Source organism: Plantibacter sp. T3, assembly GCF_902506515.1.
Taxonomy (GTDB): domain Bacteria; phylum Actinomycetota; class Actinomycetes; order Actinomycetales; family Microbacteriaceae; genus Plantibacter; species Plantibacter auratus.
The window spans coordinates 246,096-270,185 of sequence record NZ_LR733286.1 but is presented as its reverse complement, the minus strand read 5'-3'; the positions used below and the strand labels follow the sequence as shown (position 1 = coordinate 270,185).

Annotated in this window: 22 protein-coding genes and 2 tRNA genes; 12 read left to right on the top strand and 12 right to left on the bottom strand. The window is 70.8% G+C overall.

Annotated elements, in window-relative coordinates; translation table 11 throughout:
• Positions 1-137 precede the first annotated feature (137 nt).
• Complete coding sequence (locus tag GV015_RS01320; RefSeq protein WP_159876074.1) at positions 138-1,586, top strand: aromatic amino acid lyase; 1,449 nt, start codon at positions 138-140, stop codon at positions 1,584-1,586.
• A 22-nt stretch (positions 1,587-1,608) separates the two neighbouring features.
• On the opposite strand, the gene GV015_RS01315 is transcribed toward GV015_RS01320, so the two are convergent.
• Positions 1,609-2,577 (bottom strand): diacylglycerol kinase family protein, encoded by a 969-nt coding sequence (locus GV015_RS01315; RefSeq protein WP_159876072.1) that lies wholly within the window; start codon positions 2,575-2,577, stop codon positions 1,609-1,611.
• Positions 2,578-2,634: 57 nt separating this feature from the next.
• On the opposite strand from GV015_RS01315, the gene serS reads away from it, so the two are divergent.
• From serS to GV015_RS01285, 6 genes are all read left to right on the top strand, one after another.
• Entirely contained in the window at positions 2,635-3,900 is a 1,266-nt protein-coding gene (gene serS, locus GV015_RS01310; RefSeq protein WP_159876070.1) for a serine--tRNA ligase, read from the top strand.
• Positions 3,897-4,721 (top strand): HAD family hydrolase, encoded by an 825-nt coding sequence (locus GV015_RS01305; protein ID WP_159876068.1) that lies wholly within the window; start codon positions 3,897-3,899, stop codon positions 4,719-4,721. Before serS ends, GV015_RS01305 begins: the two co-directional genes overlap by 4 nt.
• Positions 4,722-4,866: 145 nt before the next feature.
• On the top strand, positions 4,867-6,114 hold the full coding sequence (locus GV015_RS01300; RefSeq protein ID WP_079706469.1) for an LCP family protein: 1,248 nt from the start codon (positions 4,867-4,869) through the stop codon (positions 6,112-6,114).
• 96 nt (positions 6,115-6,210) lie between these two features.
• Positions 6,211-6,295, top strand: a tRNA-Ser gene (locus GV015_RS01295).
• 167 nt (positions 6,296-6,462) lie between these two features.
• Positions 6,463-7,803 (top strand): LCP family protein, encoded by a 1,341-nt coding sequence (locus GV015_RS01290; RefSeq protein WP_159876066.1) that lies wholly within the window; start codon positions 6,463-6,465, stop codon positions 7,801-7,803.
• A 174-nt stretch (positions 7,804-7,977) separates the two neighbouring features.
• Positions 7,978-8,066 (top strand) — tRNA-Ser (locus GV015_RS01285).
• 204 nt (positions 8,067-8,270) lie between these two features.
• On the opposite strand, the gene GV015_RS01280 is transcribed toward GV015_RS01285, so the two are convergent.
• The gene (locus GV015_RS01280; protein WP_159876064.1) at positions 8,271-8,519 is read right to left on the bottom strand and encodes a DUF2795 domain-containing protein; all 249 of its coding nucleotides are present in this window, start codon (positions 8,517-8,519) and stop codon (positions 8,271-8,273) included.
• Positions 8,520-8,621: 102 nt separating this feature from the next.
• Between GV015_RS01280 and GV015_RS01275 the strand changes: the two genes are divergently transcribed.
• The 3 genes from GV015_RS01275 (at position 8,622) to GV015_RS01265 (ending at position 11,448) form a co-directional block, all read left to right on the top strand.
• On the top strand, positions 8,622-9,524 hold the full coding sequence (locus GV015_RS01275) for a hypothetical protein (protein ID WP_159876062.1): 903 nt from the start codon (positions 8,622-8,624) through the stop codon (positions 9,522-9,524).
• A gap of 105 nt (positions 9,525-9,629) precedes the next feature.
• Positions 9,630-10,598 carry a putative RNA methyltransferase gene (locus GV015_RS01270; protein WP_159876060.1) on the top strand — a complete coding sequence of 323 codons (969 nt, stop codon included), beginning with the start codon at positions 9,630-9,632 and terminating at the stop codon, positions 10,596-10,598.
• Positions 10,599-10,704: 106 nt separating this feature from the next.
• Positions 10,705-11,448, top strand: coding sequence for an RNase H family protein (locus GV015_RS01265; protein ID WP_159876058.1), 744 nt, complete (start codon positions 10,705-10,707; stop codon positions 11,446-11,448).
• A gap of 132 nt (positions 11,449-11,580) precedes the next feature.
• On the opposite strand, the gene GV015_RS01260 is transcribed toward GV015_RS01265, so the two are convergent.
• Positions 11,581-12,291 carry an endonuclease/exonuclease/phosphatase family protein gene (locus GV015_RS01260; protein ID WP_079706474.1) on the bottom strand — a complete coding sequence of 237 codons (711 nt, stop codon included), beginning with the start codon at positions 12,289-12,291 and terminating at the stop codon, positions 11,581-11,583.
• A 102-nt stretch (positions 12,292-12,393) separates the two neighbouring features.
• On the bottom strand, positions 12,394-14,631 hold the full coding sequence (locus tag GV015_RS01255) for a UvrD-helicase domain-containing protein (RefSeq protein ID WP_159876056.1): 2,238 nt from the start codon (positions 14,629-14,631) through the stop codon (positions 12,394-12,396).
• Between the two features lie 180 nt (positions 14,632-14,811).
• On the opposite strand from GV015_RS01255, the gene GV015_RS01250 reads away from it, so the two are divergent.
• Positions 14,812-15,324: a DUF4190 domain-containing protein gene (locus GV015_RS01250; protein WP_159876053.1), complete on the top strand. Its 513-nt coding sequence runs from the start codon at positions 14,812-14,814 to the stop codon at positions 15,322-15,324.
• A gap of 26 nt (positions 15,325-15,350) precedes the next feature.
• Here the strand turns inward: GV015_RS01250 and GV015_RS01245 are convergent, their stop codons facing one another.
• A complete protein-coding gene (locus GV015_RS01245; protein WP_159876051.1) occupies positions 15,351-16,241 on the bottom strand; it encodes a metal-dependent hydrolase in 891 nt (296 codons plus the stop codon).
• 126 nt (positions 16,242-16,367) lie between these two features.
• On the opposite strand from GV015_RS01245, the gene GV015_RS01240 reads away from it, so the two are divergent.
• On the top strand, positions 16,368-16,742 hold the full coding sequence (locus tag GV015_RS01240) for a hypothetical protein (protein WP_124767560.1): 375 nt from the start codon (positions 16,368-16,370) through the stop codon (positions 16,740-16,742).
• A 95-nt stretch (positions 16,743-16,837) separates the two neighbouring features.
• On the opposite strand, the gene GV015_RS01235 is transcribed toward GV015_RS01240, so the two are convergent.
• The 7 genes from GV015_RS01235 to GV015_RS01205 all read right to left on the bottom strand — a co-directional run bounded on the left by GV015_RS01235 (position 16,838) and on the right by GV015_RS01205 (position 23,950).
• Positions 16,838-17,866 (bottom strand): YdcF family protein, encoded by a 1,029-nt coding sequence (locus tag GV015_RS01235; RefSeq protein WP_159876049.1) that lies wholly within the window; start codon positions 17,864-17,866, stop codon positions 16,838-16,840.
• Positions 17,867-17,939: 73 nt separating this feature from the next.
• Positions 17,940-19,520 carry a sodium:proton antiporter gene (locus GV015_RS01230; protein WP_159876047.1) on the bottom strand — a complete coding sequence of 527 codons (1,581 nt, stop codon included), beginning with the start codon at positions 19,518-19,520 and terminating at the stop codon, positions 17,940-17,942.
• Between the two features lie 145 nt (positions 19,521-19,665).
• A complete protein-coding gene (locus GV015_RS01225; RefSeq protein ID WP_159876045.1) occupies positions 19,666-19,836 on the bottom strand; it encodes a hypothetical protein in 171 nt (56 codons plus the stop codon).
• Between the two features lie 571 nt (positions 19,837-20,407).
• The gene (locus GV015_RS01220; RefSeq protein WP_159876042.1) at positions 20,408-21,247 is read right to left on the bottom strand and encodes a class II fructose-bisphosphate aldolase; all 840 of its coding nucleotides are present in this window, start codon (positions 21,245-21,247) and stop codon (positions 20,408-20,410) included.
• A complete protein-coding gene (locus GV015_RS01215; RefSeq protein WP_079706481.1) occupies positions 21,244-22,194 on the bottom strand; it encodes a 1-phosphofructokinase family hexose kinase in 951 nt (316 codons plus the stop codon). Before GV015_RS01215 ends, GV015_RS01220 begins: the two co-directional genes overlap by 4 nt.
• Positions 22,191-23,069 carry an ROK family protein gene (locus GV015_RS01210; RefSeq protein ID WP_159876040.1) on the bottom strand — a complete coding sequence of 293 codons (879 nt, stop codon included), beginning with the start codon at positions 23,067-23,069 and terminating at the stop codon, positions 22,191-22,193. The genes GV015_RS01215 and GV015_RS01210 overlap by 4 nt, the downstream gene beginning before the upstream one ends.
• The gene (locus GV015_RS01205; RefSeq protein WP_159876038.1) at positions 23,066-23,950 is read right to left on the bottom strand and encodes an SIS domain-containing protein; all 885 of its coding nucleotides are present in this window, start codon (positions 23,948-23,950) and stop codon (positions 23,066-23,068) included. Before GV015_RS01205 ends, GV015_RS01210 begins: the two co-directional genes overlap by 4 nt.
• Positions 23,951-24,090 lie beyond the last annotated feature (140 nt).

Sequence of the window (24,090 nt, the reverse complement as noted above, 5' to 3'; positions counted from 1 at the left end):
CACGCTATGGCTCCACGGTTTCAGCGAACCGCCTCAAATGTTTCCGTCAGGTAAAACTCGAATTTCATCTGGTGGGACGTTCGCCGTGTGAGCAAGGATGGTGCACACGACGGCGGAGCGCAAGAGAGGGTGTCGGGATGATCGAGATCGCGGGAGCACTGGGCATCGACGAGCTGCGGCGGATCGCGGACCTCGAGGAGGAGGCCTTCGTGCCTCGCACCGTGCTCGACCGACTGGCCTCGGCGCATGACGCAGCACAGGACCTCGCCGAGCACGCGGACGTCTACGGCAGGAGCACGGGCGTGGGGGCGAACAAGGACACCGCGGTGGCCGACGACGGCGATGCCCACGCCCGCCGCCTGCTCCGCAGCCACGCGGTCGACGCGGGTGAGGTCGTCCCCGACCGGGTCGTGCGGGCGATGCTCGCGGTCCGGCTCAACCAGCTCGCCGTCGGCGGATCGGGTGTCGAGCCCGCGGTCGTCGCGGCGCTCGCCGATATGCTGCGCCGCGACGCACTGCCGACCGTCCGGACCCTCGGGTCGATCGGGACCGGCGACCTCACCGCACTCGCCGGTACGGCGCTGACCCTCCTCGGCGAACGGCCGGCGTCGACGCCGCTCGAGCCGTTGGACGCGTGGGGCGCGGAGAGTGCCCTGTCGTTCATCAGCAGCAGCGCCCTGACCATCGCGCGCGCGGCGCTCGCGGTCACGGAGCTTCGGGTGCTCGACCGAGCTTGGTCGGGGGTCTGTGCGCTCAGCTTCCACGCGCTGGACGGCAACGCGCAGGCCTTCGCCGAGGCGTCGGCGGGTGCGTCCGCCGCGCCCGGTGTCGAAGCTGCTGCTGCGGCGTTGCGCGCGCTCATCGGACCCGCGCCGGAACCGGCCCGGATCCAGGACCCGTTCGCGCTCCGCATCGCGGCGATCACGCAGGGCGTCGTGGCGACGGCGACGGACCGGCTCGCGGACCAGGTGGCGGCGCTCATCGGTGCTGCGGAGGAGAACCCGCTGTACGTCCTCGGTGCCGATGCCGGATCACGGGCGGTCCTCCACCACGGCGCCTTCTTCCAGGCGCAGCTGGCAGCGGAACTGGACGCCACCGCCCTCGCGCTCGCGCAGACGTCAACGGTCACCCTCTCTCGCCTGCGGCTGTTGAACGAACCCGCGTTCACGGGCCTGCCGCCGTTCCTCGGCGACGGGGAACCGGGTGCGTCAGGACTGATGATGGTCGAGTACGTCGCTGCGGGCGCGGTCGCCGACATCCGGCACGCGGCGCAACCGGCGGCGCTCGGCACGGTCGTCCTGTCGCGCGGCGCCGAGGAGGACGCACCGTTCGCCGCGCAGGCCGTCGCCCAGCTGGAGGACGCGGTCGTCGCCACGAGGACGCTCATCGCCTGCGAACTCCTCGGTGCGGTCCGGCTCGTGCGGCGCCGTGGTGTCGCCGACCGACTGACCGGGGCGCTGGCCGACGTGTTCGCCCGGGCGTCGGCGTCGCTCGGCACGGACGACGCCGACCGCGACCTCCGCCCCGACCTCGAGCGGGCGACGGCGCTCCTCACCGAGATCGCGGACCTCGTCGAGGGACGGTAGTCGGACTCAGCGGTGTCGCCGGCTACGGGAGCTTGACGAGCAGCCCGCCGCGGTGCGCGTCGAACGCGACCATGGTCGCCATGCCGAACGCGTCGCCGTCGAGCTCGAGGTCCTGGGCCTCGTCGACCCGCACGGTCAGCGCCTCAGCACGCAGGTTCGTCACGGTGTTCCCACCCCGGCCCTCGGTGAAACGGATCATCCGTCGCCCCACGGCAGTCCGCCGCAGGACCCGGTTCTCCCACGTCACCTTCCGCCACACGAGCAGCCAGCCGAAGGCACCCTTCGGTTGCAGCACCGCGACGTCGAGGAACCCGTCGTCGAGTTCGGCGTCCGGCATGAGCTGCACGCCGCCCTGCAACGTGCCGCAGTTCCCGACGAGCACCGAGCTCACGGTCGCCGCATGCTGACGGTGCCCGCGCAACTGGTAGTGGATGCGGAACGGCGCGGCCGTGGCGATCGAGCGGAGACCGGACTCGACGTAGGCGAGCCAGCCGAGCGACTTCTTGAGGTCGGGGTTCGCGGTGGCGATCATCATCGCGTCGATGCCCATGCCGGCCATCACCACGAACGCGTGCTCCTCCTCCGACCCGTCGGCGCGGGTGATCATGGCGACGCCGATGTCGATCGCGCGCGTGTCGCCCGTGAACGCCGTCCCGATCGCGGCCACCTGGTCGCCGAGCGGCAGCTTCAGGTTCCTCGCGAGCAGGTTGCCGGTCCCCGAGGGGATGAGGGTCAGCGGCACACCGCTCCCGCGCAGCCCCTCGGCGACGGCCCGCACGGTCCCGTCGCCGCCGGCCACGAGCACCACCCGGGCGCCGTCGAGGACCGCTCGCCTCGCCTGACCGACACCGGGGTCGTCGACGCTCGTCTCGTACAGGTGCGGAGCCGCCCATCCCGCCTCCTGCGACCGCGCCTCCAACGCGCTCCGCAGCCGGGTGGCGTCGACCTTCACCGGGTTGTACACGAGCGCGGCGTGCGGGGGAGTCGGCATGGCCCAACGGTACTGTCCCGGGGCCTCGTCACCGACCTCGATCGCTAGACTTGCCGGGTGATCGATCCCGTACTCCTCCGCGAACAGCCAGAAGTCCTCCGAGCGTCGCAGCAGAAGCGAGGGTCCTCCGTCGACCTCGTCGACCAGGCGATCGACGCCGATACCGCACGCCGCGCTGCGATCACCGGGTTCGAGGAACTCCGTGCCGAGCAGAACGCGTTCGGCAAGCAGGTCGCCAAGGCCCCCAAGGAGGAGAAGGCCGCCCTCGTCGCCCAAGCGCAGCAGCTCGCCGCCCGCGTCAAGGAGGCCCAGCAGGTCGCGACCGAGGCCGAGGCCTACTTCGCCGACGTCGCCGGTCGCATCCAGAACCCGGTCCTCGAGGGCGTGCCCGCCGGCGGCGAGGCCGACTTCATCACGCTCCGCGAGGTCGGCGAACGCCCCTCGTTCGACTTCACCCCGCGCGACCACCTCGAGCTCGGGGAACTCCTCGGCGCCATCGACATGCAGCGCGGCACCAAGGTCAGCGGCTCGCGCTTCTACTTCCTCCGCGGCATCGGCGCCCGCCTCGAGATCGCCCTCATGAACCTCGCGCTCGACCGCGCGATCGAGGCCGGCTTCGTCCCGCTCATCACGCCGACGCTCGTGCGCCCCGAGATCATGAAGGGCACCGGCTTCCTCGGCGAGCACGCCGACGAGGTCTACCAGATCGCCGGTGAAGACCTCTTCCTCACCGGCACGAGCGAGGTGGCGCTCGCCGGGTACCACTCCGACGAGATCCTCGACCTCGAGGAGGGCGCGCTCCGCTACGCCGGCTGGTCGACCTGCTACCGCAAGGAGGCCGGGTCCTACGGGCGCGACACCCGCGGCATCATCCGGGTGCACCAGTTCAACAAGCTCGAGATGTTCGTCTACACCAAGCCGGAGGACGCCGCCGCCGAGCACGAGCGCCTGCTGTCGTACCAGGAGGCGATGCTGCAGTCGCTCGGCCTCAGCTACCGGGTCATCGACACGGCCGCCGGCGACCTCGGGTCGAGCGCGGCACGCAAGTTCGACGTCGAGGCCTGGGTGCCGACGCAGGACGCGTACCGCGAGCTCACCAGCACCTCGAACTGCACCACCTACCAGGCGCGTCGCCTCGACACCCGGTACCGCGGGGAGTCGGGCAAGACCACGCCGGTCGCGACGCTCAACGGAACGCTCGCGACCACCCGCTGGATCGTCGCGATCCTCGAGACGCACCAGCAGGAGGACGGCAGCGTCGTCATCCCCGAGGTGCTGCGTCCGTACCTGGGCGGCATCGCGGTCGCGAGGCCGATCCGATGACGGACGAGACGACCACCACCGCGAACCCGCTGCTCGTCGCCCTCGACATCGACGGCACCGTGCTGCACGAGGACGGTTCGCTCAGCCTGTCGGTCGCCGACGAGGTGCGCCGCGTGGTCTCGCTCGGCCACATCGTCACCTTGGCCACCGGTCGCAGCTGGGAGAGCACGCGCCCGGTGCTCGAGGAGCTCGAGCTGACGCCGCAGTACGTCGTCTGCGCGAACGGTGCGCTCATCATGAAGCGGAACGAGTCGAAGCCCGACTCCTACGAACGCTTCTTCATGGAGACCTTCGACCCGACCGAGGTCCTCGGGCTCATCCAGCCGCACCTCTCCGAGGGCAGCTACATGGTCGAATACCCCGACGGCTTCCGCAAGTACACGGTCGGCATGGAGGACTGGAACCTCGAGAACGCGATCGAGGTCCCGTTCGAGGAGCTCGTGACGAGCCCGGTGACACGCGTCGTCGTCGTGTCCCCGAGCCACGACGAGGAGGAGTTCCTCCGCATCGTCGACAAGATCGGGCTCAGCCAGGTGAGCTACGCGATCGGGTGGACGGCGTGGCTCGACATCGCGCCGAAGGGCGTCAACAAGGCGACCGCGCTGGAACGTGTCCGGGAGTGGCTGGGGCTCGAGCGCTCGCAGATGGTCGCCGTCGGCGACGGCCGCAACGACGTCGACATGCTCGGCTGGGCCGCCGCCGGAGGGCGCGGTGTCGCCATGGGCCAGGCGCCCGAGGAGGTCCTCGCGGTCGCGTCGGAGGTCACCGGCACGGTCACCGACGACGGTCTCTCTCAGCTCCTGAGGAGCATTTCGGGTTAGCATCGTCCAAAGCTCCGTGCCGATACGCCGTTTCCGGTGGGCACGGGCGTCGGTGCGCGCCTGCTCCAGGTGTCGCCGGACGACTCGCCGCAGCCCGGTCTCCTGGGTTCCGGCCACCCCTGTTCCTGAGACGAGAGCGAGATCCATGACCCGCAACGCCGACGCGTCCAAACCGCGCGCCGCCGTCCGTCACGGCAGACTCCGCAAGTCGAACCCGTTCGTCACCGTCGCGAAGATCGTCGCCGCGACGGCCGCCGTCGTCGGCGTGAGTGGCATCGCGGTCGCCGGTGTGGCCGCGCTCGACCTCGCCAACAGCGTCAAGCCCGTCGCCCACCTCGACAACGAGACGCCGGGTGCGCCGCCGCCCAACATCGGCGCGATCGAGGGCGGCGTCAACCTGCTCCTCGTCGGCAGCGACTCGGGCGATGGCAACCAGGCGTACGGCGAGCGAGACGAGAACCTCAACGACGTCACGATCCTCATGCACATCTCGGCAGACCACTCGAGCGCCACGGTCGTCAGCTTCCCGCGCGACATGTACGTGCAGATCGGCGACTGCGCCGACGGCGGCAACGGTCGCGACAAAATGAACACCGCCCTCATGTACGGCGGGGCCGACGGCGGGCTCGCCTGCGCGGTCTCCACGGTCGAGGGCATCACCGGCCTCTCCATCCCGTTCGCCGCGCAGATCGGCTTCGACGGCGTCATCTCGATGTCGAACGCGGTCGGCGGCGTGCCGGTGTGTGTCACCGAGCCCCTCAACGACGCCTGGAGCGGCATCAACCTCGACGTCGGCACCCACGACCTCTCGGGCGCGTCCGCCCTCGCCTTCCTCCGCTCACGTCACGGCGTCGGCGACGGCAGCGACCTCTCGCGGATCTCGAACCAGCAGGTCTTCCTCTCCTCGCTCGTCCGCACGCTGAAGAGCAGCGACACGCTCTCCGACCCGATCAAGCTCTACTCGATCGCCCGCGCCGCGCTGAAGAACGTGACCCTGTCGAGCAGCCTGAACAACATCGACACGATGGTGTCGATCGCCGCAGCGCTCAAGGACATCCCGCTCGACCGCGTCGCGTTCGTCCAGACGCCGACGGCCACGGTCGAGGGCGGAGTCGAGGCGACGTCCGATGCCGACGTCCTGTGGACGGCGCTGCAGAGCGACCAGGCCGTCGCCCTGTCCGCCACCGGCAAGTACGTCGTGACCGACCCGAACGCGCCGGTCACGCCAGACCCGGCGACCACCGACGCGGCTGCCGATCCGGCTGCCACGGCGGACCCGGCAGCGCCCGCGGACCCGTCCGCCGCCGGCCCCGTCGCCTTGCCCGACACGATCACGGGCCAGAACGCCGCACAGAACACCTGCACGGCCGGTCGTCCGGAGGAAGACCAGTAGTCACCGCGTGATCGGATGGGGCCGCTTCGTCGCTGGCCCCATCCGATACACTCGATCCTGGTCGTCAGCTGCGTCATCGCGGGCGATCGACCATCAGGAGGGCTGTCCGAGCGGCCGATGGAGCCAGTCTTGAAAACTGGTGGGCAGAAATGTCTCGTGGGTTCGAATCCCACGCCCTCCGCACGTTCATCAGATGGCTGGTTGGGCCTGGCGGCGCAATGCTGGCGCGTTGCGGGGTTCGAATCCCACGCCCTCCGCACTTTCTTCACCGTCCTCAGAGACTCCCGCACCTCGGCGCCCACGGCCTCCGGCTGTGCGCTTCACATGAACCCGTGGTTGAATCGACGAATGCCCCCGCATTCGACCGACATCGACGAGCCCGCCGGCGACGCCGCGGCACGCCGACCGGCAGCTCGTGGGCCCCGCCCGAAGAAGCTCGCGACCATCGCCCGCCACGGACGACTCAAGCGGTCGAACCCGATCACGACCGGCCTGAAGATCGTCGCCTCGACGCTCGCGGTCGCGCTGGTCAGCGGTGGCATCGTGGCCGGCATCGCCCTCTGGGACGTCGCCGCGACCGTGAAGCCCGGCGTCGCGCTCGTCGACTCGCAGGGTGAGGCGGTCACCGACCTGCCCGCGATCGGAGCGTATCCGGGCGGGGTGAACCTCCTCATCGTCGGCAGCGACTCGCGCGCCGGCCAGGATCCCGTCTTCGGTGATGCCGAAGAGGAGACCGGCAACCTCAACGACGTCACGATGCTCGTGCACATCTCCGAAGACCACAGCAACGCGACCGTCGTCAGCTTCCCGCGCGACATGTTCGTCCCCATCCCGTCCTGCCCCGACCCGTCCGGTGGCTCGTTCGACTCGATGAGTCGGCAGAAGATCAACACCTCGCTCAGCTACGGGGGGCTCGCCTGCACGGCGTTGACGGTGTCGCAGCTCACCGGCCTCGAGATCCCGTTCGCCGCAGAGGTCCAGTTCAGTGGCGTGATGGCGATGTCGACCGCGCTCGGTGGGGTGACGGTGTGTGTCGCCGACCCGATCGAGGACGAGTACACGAACACCTTCCTCTCGGCCGGCGAGCACACGCTCGAGGGGTACGAGGCACTGCAGTTCCTCCGCACCAGGCACGGTGTCGGCGACGGCAGCGACCTCAGTCGCATCAGCAACCAGCAGGTGTTCCTGTCGGCGATGATGCAGCAGGTGAAGAGCGCCGAGACGCTGACCAACCCTGGAATCCTCTACTCCCTGGCCAAAGCGGCGGCGAAGAACATGCAGCTGTCCGACAGCCTGACGAGCCTCGACACGATGATCGCGATCGCCATGACGCTGCGTGAGGTCGACCTCGCGAACATCGCGTTCGTGCAGTATCCGAACGCGGCCGTCGAGGGTGGCGTCGAGCCGATCGACGATGCGGCAGCCGCGCTGTTCGAGGCGCTCGGCAACGACCAGCCCATCCAGCTCTCGGGCGCGACGGGCGCCGGTGCGGTGGCGAACCCGACCGACCCGACCGCGGTCGATCCCGCCGAGGGTGCGGATGCCGGTGGCGATCCTGCCGCGACGGCTCCGCCTGCCGATGCGACCGACCCCTCCGCCGGTGGTGCAGTGGTCCTCCCGTCGTCCGTGACGGGCCAGACCGCCGACCAGCGCACCTGCTCCCGCGGTCGTACCCTCGACAACCAGTAGGCGTCCCGGTCCGTCAGCGGCCCGGTCCCAACCTGGTTCGGTCCCTGAGCTGCGCCGCACTGAGCTTGTCGAAGTGTCGAAGGGCGTCTCGGACCCGGGTTCGGACCCGGGGATTCGTCACCACGCCCATCACCGGTTATGCTGGTCGTCGTGCGTCCGCTCGCGAGCGCACATGGAGACGTCGCATAGTTCGGCCTAGTGCACCACCCTGCTAAGGTGGAGTCCCCGTAAGGGGACCGCGGGTTCAAATCCCGCCGTCTCCGCACTGGATCTCAGCTCGAAACCCTCGGCTCGCCGGGGGTTTCTGCGTTGCACGATGTCTGCCGGAATCGCCAGCGCGGTGCGCTGACGTCACCGCGCCCCGCAAGCGTGAGCGCGCCCCTCCGGAGACCCGCGCTCGGGGCTGTGACCCGCGCTCACGCCAGCGCACCGCGCTGGGGAATCCGCCAGGTGTCGGGGCGGGGTGGTCAGGCGGAGCGACGGAGCTCGCCGTGGTGGCGGAGTTCGCGGAGGATGCTGAACGAGCCGGCGTAGTGCTCTTCGGTGAGCGTGTTGAGCGCGGCGAGCGTCCCGCGGTCGAGTCCGGAACGGACGGCGATCGACTGCAGTTCGCGGCGTGAGATCGGGAAGTCCACGGTCCTGAGGAGGGACTTCAAGTCGGTGCAGGCCGCTGTTTCTGGCGGCTCCACCGTGTCGGGGTAAGGTCTGGCATCCATGTCCACATTGTCGGTATCGACCCCCGAAAAGGCGACAGTCGGACTCCGTTCTGGCGCAAGAGGGCGCTAGCCTGACGTGAAATGATGCGAGGGAGCGGCACCGTGCCCGATGACCGCGACACCGGAACGCCGGCCCCGACTGGCCTCGCGTCCGCAGCCGTCGAGTTGCTGCGCGTCCCCCTCAGCGGCTTCGTGGCGGAGCGCAAACGCCTGGCCGTCGCAGCGCGCGACGACGGAGACGGCGACCTGGCGACGGCGATCCTCGCGCTCCGCAAACCGTCGGTCGCCGCCTGGGCGCTCAACGTGTTGACGGCGCACCGCCCGGACCTGCTCAGCGAACTGGAACAACTCGGCTCCGCGCTCGGCGACGCTCAACGCTCCGGCGACGCCACAGCGCTCCGCACGCTCGGCACCGAACGTCGCTCGCTGATCGCGACGCTCGTCACCGCCACCGTCGAGGCCGCAGCAGCGGAGGGGGTGTCCCTCTCCGGAGCGGTGATCGAGACCGTCCGTCAGGGTCTGCAAGCGGCGAGTGCCGACGCCGATCTCGCCGCGCAGGTGTCGTCCGGGCGGCTGACCGACGCCCCGACCTCGAGCGGAGCGGGGTGGGGTGGTGTGGTCGGCGGTCCAGGATCCCCCGGTGGGCGCTCCACCGCCGACGGCTCCCTCGGGACGTGGGGCGACGGAGACGGCGACCGTTCCGACGACGACGACGACCGACGCCGACGCCTTCGGACCCGGCTGGAGGCGGCCGAGCGCGACGAGGAGGCAGCGTCCAGCGCGAGTGAGGAGGCGACCGCCTTCCTGGACGAGTCGGCGGTCCGGCGATCGGGACTGCAGCGTGACCGCGAGGACCTCGCACGGCGGCTCGAGGAGCTCGACGCGGACATCGCCGACGCCGATCGCGAGTGGGCCCGACGCCAACGAGAGGCTGACCGGGCGCAGCGTGCGAGCGACGCAGCGCACGAGGACGTCGAGCGTCTGCGGAGCGCGCTCGAGGACTGAGTCACCGAGCTGATCGAGTCACCGCGGTGCCGAAGCCCGCCGCGACGGATCGCTGCTCGAACGTTCCGGCGCACGCACCATGCGGCACGCGCCTAGACTCACCGTGTGGGTGAAGTGCGACAACCGGAAGCATCGCGGCGGCGACGGACACAGCAGCTGGAAGCGGAGCGTTTCGAAGGCATGCCGATCCTCGGTGACGTCCCGCAGCACGATCGGCTGAGCCTCGTCGCCCCCGATCTCGCGTGCACGATCTGCACCGCGACCCTCGAGCTCGGCGACCGCGTGCTCCGCTGCCCCGCCGGTCACAGCTTCGACATCGCCCGGCAGGGGTACGCCTCGCTCGTCGTCGGCGGTCGGACGCCGAAGACCGGCGACACGCAGGAGATGGTCGCGGCCCGCGCAGCGTTCCTCGAGGCCGAGCACTACGAGCCGATCGCCGACCACGTCGCAACGACCCTGCCGCTCGCGCGCTTCCTCCCGGACGGCTCGGTCGACGACGACAGCGCCCCGCTCGTCGTGGACATCGCCGGCGGGACCGGCTACTATCTGGGCCGGATCCTCGACGCCCGGCCGGCCTGGCGCGGCTTCGGGTTCGACCTGTCGCCGCTCGCCGCTCGTCGCGCCGCGCGCGCACACGGTCGGGCTGCAGCGGCGACCGCTGACGCCTGGGCGCCGTTCCCGCTGCAGGCGGCGTCGGTCGACCACCTGTTGAGCATCTTCGGCCCACGCAACGGTCCCGAGATGCGTCGGGTGCTCCGCCCGGACGGCCTGCTCACCGTCGTGACGCCGCAACCCGGTCACCTGGCAGAGCTGCGCGACCGGCTCGGCATGATCGGGATCGCCGAGCGCAAGGACGCCCGCCTCGACGCGCAGCTCGACGGGTTCGAGCTCCGCTCCCGCGACACGCTCGACTACGCGGTCGAACTCATGCCGGAGGAGGTGCGCGACGAGGTCCGCATGGGGCCGAGCGCCCACCACCTCGACGACGACGTCTTCGAGCAGGCGATCGCCGACCTGCCCGGCTACACGACGGTCACGGTCGCCGTCACGCTCAGCGTCTTCGCGCCCGCCTGACGCCACCCGCCTGACGCCGGGCCAGCCCGGCACCGGCACCGCGAGACCGGCGTCGGGGCGTCGGTGGTGCGTCGATACGATGGAGGGCACTCATCGAAAGGCGCTCATGACGATCACCGCTGCCGCAGACGGCTCCGCCCTCGGCAACCCCGGACCCGCCGGCTGGGCCTGGTATGTCGACGACGATTGCTGGGCAGCCGGGGGATGGCCGCACGGCACGAACAACATGGGCGAGCTGCGCGCCGTCCTCGAACTGTTCCGCGCCACCGAGCACCTCGACGAGGACCTCCACATCCTCTGCGACAGCAAATACGTCATCGACTCGATCACGAAGTGGATGCCGGGCTGGAAGAAGAAGGGTTGGAAGAAGGGCGACGGCAAGCCCGTCATGAACCTCGAGCTCATGCAGGAGATCGACGCCGCCATCGCCGGGCGGCGCTACCGGTTCGAGTGGGTGAAGGGGCACGTCGGTCACCGACTCAACGAGGCCGCCGACATCCGCGCCCGCACGGCGGCTGAGGCCTTCCAGCGCAAGACGCCGGTGCCGGAGGGGCCCGGTTGGACCCGCGCCGGAGCTGCGGAGACCCCGTCGACCACCGAGGCTGATGCCGGCGCTGAAGACGCTCCCGAGACGACCGAGCCGGAGCTGTTCGTCGACCTCGAGGTCGAGGAGGAACGCACCGCCCCCGTGTTCGACGCGGAGGACGACGGCGCGCTGTTCTCGCTCGACGTCGAACCGACGTGGCACCAGCTCACCCTCGACCTCACGTCCGACGAGCACGAGCGCCTGGTCCGTCGCGCCCGCGAGGCCGGGACGAGCGTCCAGGAGTTCCTCCGCGGCCTCATCTGACGTCGCTTCCGAGTTCACAACTCAGGACGAGCGCGGCGTTTCCCGCGTGGCACGCCGCGGCAGGAGGTCGCCGCGCCGAGCGCATCCTGAATTGCGAACCGGACGGGGCGCGCACAGGGGCAGGCGACCGGGTCAGCGGGCGGCGGACTCCGGCGCGTCGTCGTCCTCGGGCACGGCGAAGCCGTAGCTCGCGTCCACGAGGATCGGCAGGTGGTCCGAGATGCCGCGGCGGAGCGTCTGCACCCGGTCGATCTTGAGGCCCACGGACGTCGCGAAGTCGAAGTGCCCACGGAACATCTTGTAGCGGGTGTAGGTGCTGCGGTCACTGAGGCTCAGGTCGTAGCCGCTCTCCTGCATCTTGGTGCCGAGACCCTTCTGGAAGAGCGGGTAGTTGTAGTCGCCGACCATGAGCGTCGGGACGTCGCCCATCGCGTGCAGCTGCTCGTGCGCGGCCTTGATCTGGTGCCGACGCAGTGAGTTGAGCGCGGTGAGCGGGGCCGCGTGGAACGAGGCGACGATGAGTTCGCGCCCGGCCTCGACATCGGTGAGGCGGGTGCCGATGAGCCGCTCGTGCGCCGGCGCGAGCACCATGTCGTGCAGCGACTTCTTCAACGCGAACGTCTGTGTCGACTCGGCGGTGAACCGGTCGCGGCGGTAGTAGATCGCGAGGCCGAGCCGGTTGCGGTGGGTGCTGTCGGCGAGGTGCAGGCCGCCGAGCTCGGCGGGCAGCTGCAGGGTGTCAGCCTCCTGCAACGCGAGGACGTCCGGGCCGAACTCTTCGGTGAGCGCGACGAGCTCGCCGCTGGCCTTGTTCTTCCGGAGGTTGTAGCTGATGACCTTCATCCCAGCCTCACATTCTGTTGGCAGAGCCCAAGCCTACGGTCCTTCCCGTCGCCCGGTGCTCTGGAGGGGTCCGGACGACGGTGCGTCGCCGGTTGCCCACGGTCAGCTCGACGAGTCGACGACCGTGAGCCGTTGGGTGGCACGGGTGAGCGCGACGTACCGGAGCGACAGGGCCGCGTGTCCTGTCCCGCCCAGCGCGTCGGGCTGCACGAGGACGACGCTGTCGAACTCGAGGCCCTTGCTCTCGCGCGCGGTGCCGGTCCACACCCGGGCACGGTCCGCCCCGGCGTCGGCGAGGAGGGCGTCGATCTCCGCCAGGAGCGAGCGCGGTGCGATGACGCCCGCGATACCGGCGTGTGCGGTGATCGCGTCGATGGCGGCGCGGACAGCGGTCGGGGCCAGGGCGGCGGGTTCGACCGTGAGCTGCACGGGCTCCTCCTCGCCGCGTCGGATCGACACGGGCGCCGGGGAGTCCGGGTCGAGTTCGAGCCGGACGGGATCGGCGAGCGCCATGATCTGCTCGGGCGTCCGGTAGTTGACGGTGAGCAGCTCCTCGGTCCAGCGCGGGAGCTGGGGGCCGAGCAGCTCCTGCCAGCTGGAGCGGGTGGCGGAGGTGCTCTGCTGGTTGATGTCGCCGACGAGCGTCATCGAGCGGTTGGGACCGCGTCGCAGGACGGCCCGCAGCAGCATGGGGGTGAGCTCCTGCGCCTCGTCGATGATGACGTGCCCGTAGACCCAGGTGCGGTCGCTCGCGGCGCGTTCCGCGGGGCTGCGGTCGTCCTCCACGGTCTGGCGGTCGGCGAGGTCCTGGGCGGAACGGAGGTAGTCGTCGTCCTGGGCCTCGTCGTCGATGCTGATGTCACCGATCATCTCGAGCACACTGCGCGCGTACTCGACGTCGTGCCGGCGCTCGTAGGCGGCGCGGCGCTGGCGTTCCAGCTCGGGACGCTGGTCCTCGCCGATGAGCTCGGCGGCCTCGTCGACGAGGGCGATGTCGCCGGGCGTGAGCCGGGCCGCCCAGTCGGTCTCACCTGCGCCGTCCGTTCCGGCGACGGGTTCGCGGAGCAGGAGGCGACGCTCCTCCTCGGTGTGGTCGGGCGCGACGCGAGCGAGCAGCTCTGGATCGGTGAAGAGGCGGTCGATGATCTCGGCCGGCTCGAGGATCGGCCACATCGTGTCGAGCAGCTCCTCGACCTCGGGCTCCTCGCTCAGCTCCTGTCGACGCTCGTCGGCATCGTCGCCCGTGCGGGGCTCGAAGCCGTCGCGCTTCGCCTCGAGCCCGATGAGGTGCGTCAGCACGGCGCGGTCGAACCGCAGCTTCGCCTCGTTGTGCGGCGTGCCGGAGCGCTCGATGCCGGCCTTGATCCGGCGCAGGACGCCCGGCGTGACGCGGAGCGGGCCGTCACCGGCGATGCGGATCGTGACCGGCTCGTCGAGCGGCACCTGGCGCTCGCGGACGGCCCGGGCGACGACGTCGGCCATCCGCAGTCGACCCTTGAGTTCGGCGGCCTCGAGCGAGTCCTCCGCGTGTGCGTCGAGTCCGGGCACGAGGGTCGCCGGTGTGACGAGGACGACGGCGGTCTCGCCGAGCGACGGCAGCACGCGGCTGATGTAGTCGAGGAAGGTCGAGTTCGGCCCGACGATGAGCACGACACTGCGCATGAGCCGCTCGCGGTGCTCGTACAGGAGGTACGCGGCGCGGTGGAGCGCGACGGCGGTCTTCCCGGTGCCCGGACCGCCCTGGACGAGGAGCGTGCCGGGGAGGGGCGCGCGGATGATCGCATCCTGCTCGGCCTGGATGGTGTCGACGATGTCCGCCATGTGCTTGGTCCGGGCGCGACCGAGGGCCGCCAGCAGCGCACCGGACTCGCCGATGCCGCTCGGCTCGTCGTCGCTGAGCATGGTCGTGTCGAGGACCTCGTCGTGCACTTCCGTGACGCGGCGACCGGCCGTGCCGATGCGGCGGCGCAGCCGGAGGCCTTCGGGGCGGAGCGGCGTCGCGGTGTAGAACGGGCGCGAGGCCGGCGCGCGCCAGTCCAACAGGAGCTGGTCGCCGCTCTCCGGGTCGCGCAGGCCGATGCGCCCGATGTGGTGGCGTTCGTCGGTCTCGCGTTCGAGGAGGCCGAAGAGGAGTCCGTAGCTGGACGAACGCAGCTCGACCATCCGCTGGCGGTGGTGGGCGACCAGGGCGTCGCGTTCCGAGAAGCTCGAGTCGTCGTCGCCGTCGAAGGCGCGGAGGGCCAGTTCGGAGCGTCGTTCCTCGAGGTCCGACTGCGACCGGATCACGTCGTGCAGCCGATCGAGATGGTCCTGTTCCTCGGCGATCGCGTCGTTCTGCACGGTGCTCCTTCTGGGTGTGGCGCGGTCCGTGTTCCGGGTTCACTGCGAGGACCGCACGAATACGGTAGTCGCTTTCCGGGCCCCTCACCGCCCTTGAGCGTGAGCTCCCAGAGAGCTGGAGGCTGCCGTCGGGGCGAGGGGTCGGGCATCGAGCGCGGGCTGGTCGGTAGGCTGACGGGCATGAGCACACCGGACGGATCCAAGCCGCAGCCCTCTGCGCCGCAGCAGGCGTACTCGCAGCATTCGGTTCCGCCGCAGCCGTACCCGCAACAGCAGCTCCAGCCGCAGCAGTACGGGGTGCAGCCGTACGCCCAGCAGGCGCCCTACCCGCAGCAGCAGCCCTACCCGCCGCAGTACGGCATGCAGCCGTACGCGCAGCCGTATGCGCCCGTGTACCCCGCGCCTTACCCGTACCCGGCGTCGCCGCCGAAGGGGCTCAGCATCTCCAGCATGGTCATCGGCCTGGTGTCGCTGTTCTTCGGGTTCACCTTCGTGCTCCCGGTCGTCGGATTCGTCCTCGGCCTCATGGGGCTCCGCCGCGAGCCCGCCGGTCGCGCGATGGCCATCACGGGCGTCGTGCTCAACGGGCTGTTCCTGCTCGGCTGGGCGGCGCTCGTGCTGCTCTGGGTGTTCGTCATGGGTGGCCTGCTCGCCGGCGTCGGCAGCGCGGCCTCCACCGGCATCGCCGCCTAGTCGCCGGTCAACCGCCGAGCCGCCGGTCAGCCGGCCGGGACGACCGTGCTGACCATCGACAGCACCGCGGCGCCGTCGACGTCTTCGCTTTCCAGCCAGACGGCGATGTTCGAGAACTCGCCCAATGACGCCACGTGGGTGCCGCCGCAGGCGATGACCGCGGGGCCGCCCGGCAGCTCGCAGTGCCAGCTGCGCCGATCGGTGAGCAGCTCACCCTCGCGATCGATCCGGACGGCGGCGCCGCTGTCCAACCAACCATCGAGCGTGTTCCGGATGCGTGACCCGAGCGCGTCGAGGTCGTCGAGGGCGGCCGGGTCGAACCCCTTCCGTCGAAGCGACTTGCCGATGCGGTAACGGTCGGTCGACGCGTTCGGAGCGATCCGCGACGACTCGCAGGCGAGCGCGTCGAAATCCGGAGCCCCGAGGGCGTCGGGGACGACCTCCTTGCGCCAGGCGTCGGCGAGCGCGGCGTTCAGGGCGAGTGATGCGAGGTGGCAACCGGTGTGTCCGGCGGAGAGCGCGTGTCGGGTGGACGCGTCCACCTCGACGCGGGCCGTCTCGCCCTCGACGGCGCTCGGGGTCGCCTCGGCGGAGACCAGATGGGCGACGAGGAAGGCCCACCCCTCGGTGCCCTTCTTCACGGGGATGTCGGCGCCGAGGTACAACTGAGTGCCGTCGGTCGCGGCGACGACGCAGTCGGTCACGGCGACCTCCACGGCACTCGTGCCCGCACCGAAGGTGATGGTCGCCGTGTCGGCGGGCTGGTCGGGCCACGCGGCGTCGACCGGGTGGCAGGCCGTCTCGTCGAGCACGACGGCGAGGTGGTCGCCGACGGGTTCGACGTGCAGCACCGTGCCCGTCGAGACGAGGGCTCCGGAGGGATAGGTGACGCGCGTGTCCGTGACGGGGAGGCTCATGTCCCCACGCTATCGCGACCGGCCCGGACGCCCGTCGGCGGCTGTCAACCCCGGGAGACCGTGGAGGATCACGACGTAGAGTCCGAGGACACGGAGCGCGACGCGTTCCGCGGAGAGGAGTGCATCATGACGGATCAGCAGGACCAGCGTTCAAGCGACGACCTCGCGACCGGTGCGGCCGGAGCGGACCAGGAAGCCTGGGAGGGTGCCGACATCGACACCGCAGAGCTCGTGAGCTCCGACCAGACGACCGCCGGACCGGGCTCGGATGGGTCGAGTCAGACCGTCGACGGCACCGGCTCGGAGGACGCGGCTCCCGACGAGGAGCAGGCGACCGAGGAGGCCGTCGAGACCCCGGAGCCCTCGACCGAGCTCGACGCACCGCTGGCCGAGGGCGAGGGTGGCGACGCCGACGGTTCGGCCGACCACCAGCCCGACTCCGGGCCGGCCTCCGAGGCCACCGACGACGCCCGCGAGGTCTACGACACCGCACCCGACTGAGTCGGACACCACACGACCGACGGGCCGTCCTCCGATCCACTCGGACGACGGCCCGTCGTGCGCTCCGGACACCGTGCTGGGGCGGAGACGGCGGCTCAGATCGGCAGGAGCGACCAGACCACCGCGAGGGCGATCAGACCAGCGACGCCCGCGATCGCCAGCGCGTTCAGCAGGCGGTGCTCGACCATGATGGCGACGTACTCGCGGAGGAACGCGCTCGGCACGTAGTAGGCCGCCGTCGGGGAGCCGATGACCTGCGCCTCGCTCCCGATCGAACGTGCGAGGAGCGCCGCGCGGAGGACGTGGTAGTTGTTCGTCACCACGATCGTCTCGCCGTCCCGCCCGGCCGACTGCTGCAGGTCCCGGGAGAGCAACAGGTTCTCGCGCGTGCTCGTGGACGCGGTCTCCGGGAGCACGTCCGTCGGGTCCGCGCCGTTCGCGACGAGGTACTCGGCCATGGCCGTCCCCTCCGGGCGCGGTTCGTCGTCGCCCTGGCCGCCGGACGGGATCAGGATCGGTCGCGTCGTCCCCGGTGCTCTCGCCCGGTAGATGCGGAGTGCCAGGTCCAGGCGACTGCGCAGTAACGGCGGGACCTCGCCGTGGATGAGGCCGGAACCGAGGACGACGAGGGCGTCGGGCGTCCGGGTGTGGCGGTAGCGGCTGTAGACGAGTGAGTACACGCCGAAGGCCGCGAAGGTCGCCGCCGCGTAGAAGCACGCGAACCCGAGCAGGAGACCCAGCGCGACGAGGACGATCGTCAGCCACGAGGGCAGGGACTGCGGGTGCGCTCCGAGGACCAGCAGCACGGCCAGCACGGGCAGGACGAGGATCGCGACCCCGGCGAACAGCGAGAGCAGGTTGCCCAGGCTGCGTCCTTCGAGCCGGAGCATCGTGATGCCGTTGCCGATGAGGAGGACCCCGAGCACGCCCACCAGCAGGACCGTGCCGAACGCGGCGAGGAGCACGGTGAACGGCGTCGTGCGGGACGCCTCCGAGAGGAGCGCCACCAGCCCGCAGGCGATCGCGGAGACCAGGAAGACCCCGTTGCGCAGGCGGCGGGCGTCGCGGCGTCGGCTCGCGACGTAGAGCACCGCGAAGACGGCGGCCGGGAACAACATGATCATGCCCTCATCCTGCCCGACCGATCGTCCTGCACCGGCCGTTCGGATGGGGCGTGCGGGCAGCGTGTCCGGGGTGCTAGGACCGCGGCGGCTTCGGCGTCATCGCCTTGAGCGTCGCCTCCTCGGCGTCGATCGCCGCCAGGACCGCGGCGACCGCAGGTTCCTGGTAGCGACCCTCGGCGCGCGCCGAGAGGAGCGCCTCGCGTTCCGCCGCGATCATCTGGCGGCGGAGCCGGGCGAACGCGACCGTGCGGAGTTCCGAGCCGTCACCCGTGTACTGCTCGAGGGCGTTGGCCACGAAGCTCGCATTGGTCCGCAGACGGTTGAGCACCTGTTCCTCGTCCGCCTCGGTCGTCAGTTCGTCGAGGCGGTCCAGGCCGGCCGTCTGGACCTCCGCCATGAGCATCAGTTGTTCGACGCGCTCCTGGCTGTGGTTCGGCGGCGGGAGGTGCAGTGCGCGGATGATCCGGGGGAGCGCGAGCCCCGAGAGGAGCGTGCCGACCACGACGACGAACGCCAGGAACTGCAGGAACTCGCGCGACGGGGTGTCCTCGGGCAGCAGGAACACGGCCGCCAGGGTCACCACGCCGCGGACGCCGGCTGCGGAGACGGCTATCCCGTTGCCCCACGACCAGCTCCGCTCACGGAGCCGTCTCGGCCCGAGCCGGTAGATCGCCGTGACCGTCATCTCCCACACGAACCGCGAGACGATGAGCGCTGCGAGGACCCCGATGCTGATGAACACGGTCGGCCAGAGCCCCGGACCGGTCTGGATCGCCCCCTCGAGGATGCCGGCCAGGTTGAGCCCGATGAACAGGAAGACGGCGTTCTCGAGGAGGAACTGGATGGTGCGCCAGTTGAGCGACTCGGCGATGCGCGCCTCGGCCGACTGCACGATGGGCGCCCGGTAGCCGAGCAGTAGCCCGGCGGTGACGACCGCGAGGACGCCCGAACCGTGGATCACCTGCGCCAGGAGGAACGCGAGGAACGGGGTGATGAGGGAGAGGCAGGTGTCGAGGACTGGGGCGCGCAGGCGTCGGCGGACCTCGGACAGCACCCAGCCGACCGCGAGACCGACGCCGACACCGGCGACGACCTCGATGACGAACTCGCCGGCGATCATGACCGGGTTGACGACGCTCGTGATGGCGAGGATCGAGGCGTTGAGTGCCACGAGTGCGGTGGCGTCGTTGAGCAGGCTCTCGCCCTCGAGGATCGTCAGCACGCGGCGGGGGAGCCCGAGTCGTCCGGCGATCGCGCTCACGGCGACGGCGTCGGTCGGCGCGATGACCGCTGCGAACGCGAACGCCGCCGCGAGGGTGATCGACGGGATGAGGAGCCAGCTGGCGAACCCGACCGACACGACGGTGAACGCGACCGCTCCCACCGAGAGCAGGATGATGCCGTCGTTACGGGCACGGATGTCGATGAGGGAGATCCGGATCGCCGACGCGAAGAGCAGCGGCGGCAACAGTCCGTAGAGGATCAGGTCGGGTTCGATCTCGACGGTCGGGACGGCGGGGATGAACGACGCGACGCCGCCGACGAGCACCAGGGCCACCGGGGCGGAGACGCCCGCTCGGCCGGACAGGCCGGAGACGATGACGGTGACGACGACGAACACGACGATCCACGAGATGAGCGCGACGGGATCCATGTGGGGATTCTCCCACCTGGGAGGCCGTGGTCGTCCGTACGATCGTCCGAACTCCGGAGCGGCCGGGATCGGCGCCGGTTCCGGACGCACGACGCCCCCGCTCGGTCAAGCCGTGCGGGGGCGTCGGTTGGAACGGCGAGGGAGCTCAGCCGCGGCGGTTGGCCGTGCTGCTGGAGCCGCGCTGCTCCGCACCGGTCTCCCGGGTGCGGAGACCGAAGCGGTAGGTGAGCTTCTCGGTGGAGTGACCGCGGCCGTGGACGGCGGTGCCCGCGGAACGGTTGGAGGACGCTGGGGTCCGAGTCTGGGTGATGGACATGGTGGTTCTCGATTCTGGTGTTGCGGATGATGGATGGGCCGGTTCCAGAAAGGGAATGCGATGACGATCGGTGCAGGTCGCATGGATGGAGCGACGAGACCGTCCGGAGTGCAGCTGCGCCGAGATTCGGCTGCGCTGGTCGGCTGGGGCCGTCCGGTGGATCGTTCTTCGCCGTTCTGGATGACGGCTGGTGGTGTCGTGTCGGGAGCATCGGCGTATCCGTGGAGGTGTGGACTCTGCACACGGAAGCCGGTTGTGACATCGGCACTCGAGGAACGAGCGTACGCGACCAAGCTGAGAACGACCTGGGAATGCCAGACTTCAGTGCTTGCGCGGGTCGATGCCCGAGATTGGACCCGAGCATCGACCGGCGGTGTCGCAGAGCTTCGGGCCACCGCACCTAGGGGAGGGGTGGCCGTATCTCCCGCGCACCCGAAGGGATATCGGGCTCGGGAGGCCGGAGGGTGATCGCGGGGGACGATCGGTTACCGGTGGAGGCGTTGGAAGAACTCCAACACAATATATATTAACAGCTCAGCGTTGCGTGTTGCTGTGGGATTGCTGGGAGTATTCAGTCCGTCGCAAGGAGGCGCAGGATCCGTGCGGTCTCGGCCGCGACCGCGCTGCGCCCGGCCCGCACGTAGGTGCGGGGGTCGACGAGCTTCGGCTGCTCGTCGAGGACGTCGCGCACCGCCCGGGTGAACAAGCCGTTGAGGTGCGTCGAGAGGTTGATCTTCGTCATCCCGGAACGGACCGCCGCGCGGAGCTCGTCGTCGGGGAGTCCGGAGGAGCCGTGCAGCACGAGTGGGACGGGCACCTCGCGGCGGAGCTGCGCGATCAGCGCGTGGTCGACGGCGGCCTCCCGGCTCGTCATCGCGTGCGAGGTGCCGACGGCCACGGCCAGGGCGTCGACGCCGGTCGCAGTGACGAACGCGACGGCCTCTGCGGGCACCGTGCGCGCACCCGGAGCGTGGACGCCGTCCTTCCCGCCGACCTCGCCGAGCTCCGCTTCGACGGCCACGCCGCGTGCGTGGCAGAAGTCCACGATCTCCTTCGTCGCGCGGACGTTCTCGTCGTACGGCAGGGTCGAGGCGTCGAACATCACGCTGTCCACGCCGAGCTCGACGCCCTCGTGCACGAGCTCGGCCGACTCCACGTGGTCGAGGTGGACGAGGACCGGCACCGTCGCGGCACGCGCGATGGCCAGCGAGGCGAGCGTTATGGGGGCGAGCGACCCGTGGTACCGCACGCAGTTCTCGCTGATCTGCAGGATGACCGGCAGCCCGGCCTCCTCGGCGCCGGCGACGATCGCCTCCGCGTGCTCGAGGAGGACCACGTTGCACGCCGCGATGCCGGCGTTCGAGGCCGAGGCATTGGCGAGGAGCGCGGTGAAGTCGAGGGCGGTGGTCATTCGGTTGCTCCAATGGGGTCGGGTGCGGCGGGTGCGTCGAGGAATCGGTGGAAGGCGGCGAGGTCGATCGCGCCGGCGATCGGTTCGAGCACGGCCGCCGCGCCTGCGACCGCCGCCGTGCGGAGTGCCTCGGGAAGTGTGGCTCCCGCGCGGAGTGCTGCGACCAGGCCGGCCGTGGCGGCATCGCCGGCGCCGGTCGGGTTGCCGCTGACGCCGGGGACGGCCGGGACCTCGTGGGCACCATCGGCGTCGCCGGCGGTGAGGCCGTCGGCCCCACGGGAGATGACGACCGCGCGGGCCCCGAGCGCGAGGAGTGCTGCGCGAGCGGTTGCGAGGTCGGCCGCGCCAGTCGCCTCGAGGGCCTCGTCGAGGTTGGGTTTGAGGATCGTCGCACCGGCGCGGGCCGCGGCGAGGAGCGCCGTGCCGCTGACGTCGACGATCACCGGGACGCCGGCGTCGTGCCCGGTTCGGACGAGGGCTTCGACGACGGCGTCGGGCGTGGCCGGCGGGAGCGAGCCCGAGATGACGAGTGCGCTCGCGTCGTGGAGGGCGCGTCGGAGCTCGGTCGTCAGGGTGGTCCACTCCTCGGGTGTCACGACCGGACCGGCTTCGGCGAAGAGGGTCGGATGCTGGACGCCGTCGACGACCGCGACCGTCGAGCGTGTCTCGGCGCGGAGCTCCACGACTCGGGTGGGGAGGTCGTCGGCCGCGAGGGCGTCCGCGAGCCAGGTGCCTGAGGCGCCACCGAGGGGGAGCACCTGCAGCGTCGGGACCCTGAGCGACTCGAGGACGCGAGCGACGTTCACGCCCTTCCCTCCGGCACGCCGCACGACGGACTGGACGCGTTGCGTGACCCCGAGCTGCTGCTCGGCGACCGTGTAGGTGATGTCCACAGCCGGGTTCGGCGTGACGACCACGACGCGACGCGGCGCGGGCGTGGTCGTCATCGGGCTGCCACCAGTCGGCGAGCGAGGATCCCCGCACCGACCGTGGCCGCCTCGTCGCCGTGACGAGCGGGCAGGAGCTGCGGGACGCGGACCACGTCGAGCCGCTCGCGGAGTCCGTGCTCGAGTGGCTCGAAGAGGGCGGCTCCGGCGAGGGCGAGCCCACCGCCGATCACGATGGCGGTGGGTGCGGCGACGACGGTGATGCCGGCGAGGGCCTCGGCGAGAGCATCGACGGCGTCGTTCCAGATGACGATGGCGGCCGCGTCCCCGCGAGCGACGGCGTCGGCGACGGTCTTCGCGTCGCGGGCGCCCGCGCGTCGTGCGATGCCGCCCGCCGAGGCGAGTTCCTCGACCCGGAGCCCGCGGTGCGGGCCGTCCTGGATCACGCGCTGGCCGATCTCGCCGGCCCAGCCGCCGCCGGCGAAGGGGATGCCGTCGATGACGAGCGCCGAGGCCAGACCGGTTCCGACCGGTACGAACGCGATCGTGCCCGTGACGTCGGCTGCAGCGCCCGAGACCGCCTCCGCCAGCGCCCCGGCGCGGACGTCCTGCCCGAAGGCGAGCGGCACCTCGAGCGCGGGACGGAGGAGCTCGGGGAAGGCGAGGTCGCGCCAACCGAGGTTGACCGCGTGGATGCAGACGCCGTGCTCCTCGTCGACGACGCCGGGCACGACCACCCCGACGGCCGCTGGGGCTGCGACGCGGCTCGCGGCGCCGACGAGTCCGAGGACGATGTCGCGAGTCAGGACACCCGAGGTGTCGCCCGAAGGCGTCGCCTCGCGCCAGCGCCCGAGGACCGTGCCGTCGGCATCCGTCAATGCGGCTTTGATCCCGGTCCCGCCGACGTCGATGCCGAGGACCGCCCGCTCGGTCACGGCGTCAGGATGACGGAGCGCGTGAGCGAACGGGGGTGGTCGGCGTCGAGGCCGCGGGCCTCAGCCAACGCGACCGCGAAGCGCTGGGCGACGACGAGCCCGGCGATGGGGTCGAGGTCGTGCTGCACGAAGGTCGCTCCAGTGGCCGCGACGTCCTCCGGCAGGCCGGCGGGCGTCGGGCCGAGGGACCAGACGAGTCGGCCGGGCTGCGCGATCGCGATAGGACCGTGGCGGTAGTCCATGGCGGGGTAGGACTCCGCCCAGAACTGTGCCGCCTCCCGGGTCTTGAGCGCGGCCTCGAAGGTGAGGCCCACGGCGTGCCCGAGTCCGATGAAGGAGACCTGGTCGGCGGCGAGGTACTCGTCGATCGGGATCTGCAGCGCCCGCTCGGCTTCCACGGCGAGTGCCTCGACGTCGTGGCCGAGCGAGCCGCGGAGGAGCGCGAGCGTCGTCGTGGCGAAGCGGGTCTGGACCACGGAACGCTCGTCGGCGAAGGGGAGGGCGATGACGTGTGCCGCCGGAACGGTCGCGGGGGAGTCGTCGACCGCGGTGATGAGGACGGTGGTGACCGAGTCGCCCACCGCCTCCAGCAGGTGCACGATCTCCGTGGTCGTGCCGGAGCGTGAGATGGCGACGATACGGTCGTAGTCGCGGATGCCGGGGAACTCCGAGCCCGCGAACGCGTCCGTGATGCCGAGCCCCGCCTGTTCGCGCAGCACGGCGTAGCTCATCGCGATGAACCAGCTGGTGCCGCACCCGACCACCGCGACGCGCTCACCTGGCTGCGGCAGTACGGCGGCGGCCTCCGGCACGAGGGCGGCGGCGGTGCGCCAGGATTCGGGCTGCGACGCCAGTTCGGCGGCGACGAAGGTCTCGGGCATGACGTGCCTTTCACGTGAGGGGACGCGATCGCAGCGTGGCGATACGTTGCCGCAACCATACCGGATCGAATCTGATCGATACCAGTGCAAATCGTCAGAATCAATCAGACAGGCGCTGGCTGAGCGCCCATATGATGGTC

Coding starts and splice junctions, on each gene's coding strand:
- GV015_RS01320 (WP_159876074.1), top strand. CDS start 138: ATGATCGAGATCGCGGGAGCACTGGGCATCGACGAGCTGCGGCGGATC.
- GV015_RS01315 (WP_159876072.1), bottom strand. CDS start 2,577: ATGCCGACTCCCCCGCACGCCGCGCTCGTGTACAACCCGGTGAAGGTC.
- GV015_RS01305 (WP_159876068.1), top strand. CDS start 3,897: ATGACGGACGAGACGACCACCACCGCGAACCCGCTGCTCGTCGCCCTC.
- GV015_RS01300 (WP_079706469.1), top strand. CDS start 4,867: ATGACCCGCAACGCCGACGCGTCCAAACCGCGCGCCGCCGTCCGTCAC.
- GV015_RS01290 (WP_159876066.1), top strand. CDS start 6,463: ATGCCCCCGCATTCGACCGACATCGACGAGCCCGCCGGCGACGCCGCG.
- GV015_RS01280 (WP_159876064.1), bottom strand. CDS start 8,519: ATGGATGCCAGACCTTACCCCGACACGGTGGAGCCGCCAGAAACAGCG.
- GV015_RS01265 (WP_159876058.1), top strand. CDS start 10,705: ATGACGATCACCGCTGCCGCAGACGGCTCCGCCCTCGGCAACCCCGGA.
- GV015_RS01260 (WP_079706474.1), bottom strand. CDS start 12,291: ATGAAGGTCATCAGCTACAACCTCCGGAAGAACAAGGCCAGCGGCGAG.
- GV015_RS01250 (WP_159876053.1), top strand. CDS start 14,812: ATGAGCACACCGGACGGATCCAAGCCGCAGCCCTCTGCGCCGCAGCAG.
- GV015_RS01245 (WP_159876051.1), bottom strand. CDS start 16,241: ATGAGCCTCCCCGTCACGGACACGCGCGTCACCTATCCCTCCGGAGCC.
- GV015_RS01240 (WP_124767560.1), top strand. CDS start 16,368: ATGACGGATCAGCAGGACCAGCGTTCAAGCGACGACCTCGCGACCGGT.
- GV015_RS01235 (WP_159876049.1), bottom strand. CDS start 17,866: ATGATCATGTTGTTCCCGGCCGCCGTCTTCGCGGTGCTCTACGTCGCG.
- GV015_RS01230 (WP_159876047.1), bottom strand. CDS start 19,520: ATGGATCCCGTCGCGCTCATCTCGTGGATCGTCGTGTTCGTCGTCGTC.
- GV015_RS01225 (WP_159876045.1), bottom strand. CDS start 19,836: ATGTCCATCACCCAGACTCGGACCCCAGCGTCCTCCAACCGTTCCGCG.
- GV015_RS01220 (WP_159876042.1), bottom strand. CDS start 21,247: ATGACCACCGCCCTCGACTTCACCGCGCTCCTCGCCAATGCCTCGGCC.
- GV015_RS01215 (WP_079706481.1), bottom strand. CDS start 22,194: ATGACGACCACGCCCGCGCCGCGTCGCGTCGTGGTCGTCACGCCGAAC.
- GV015_RS01205 (WP_159876038.1), bottom strand. CDS start 23,950: ATGCCCGAGACCTTCGTCGCCGCCGAACTGGCGTCGCAGCCCGAATCC.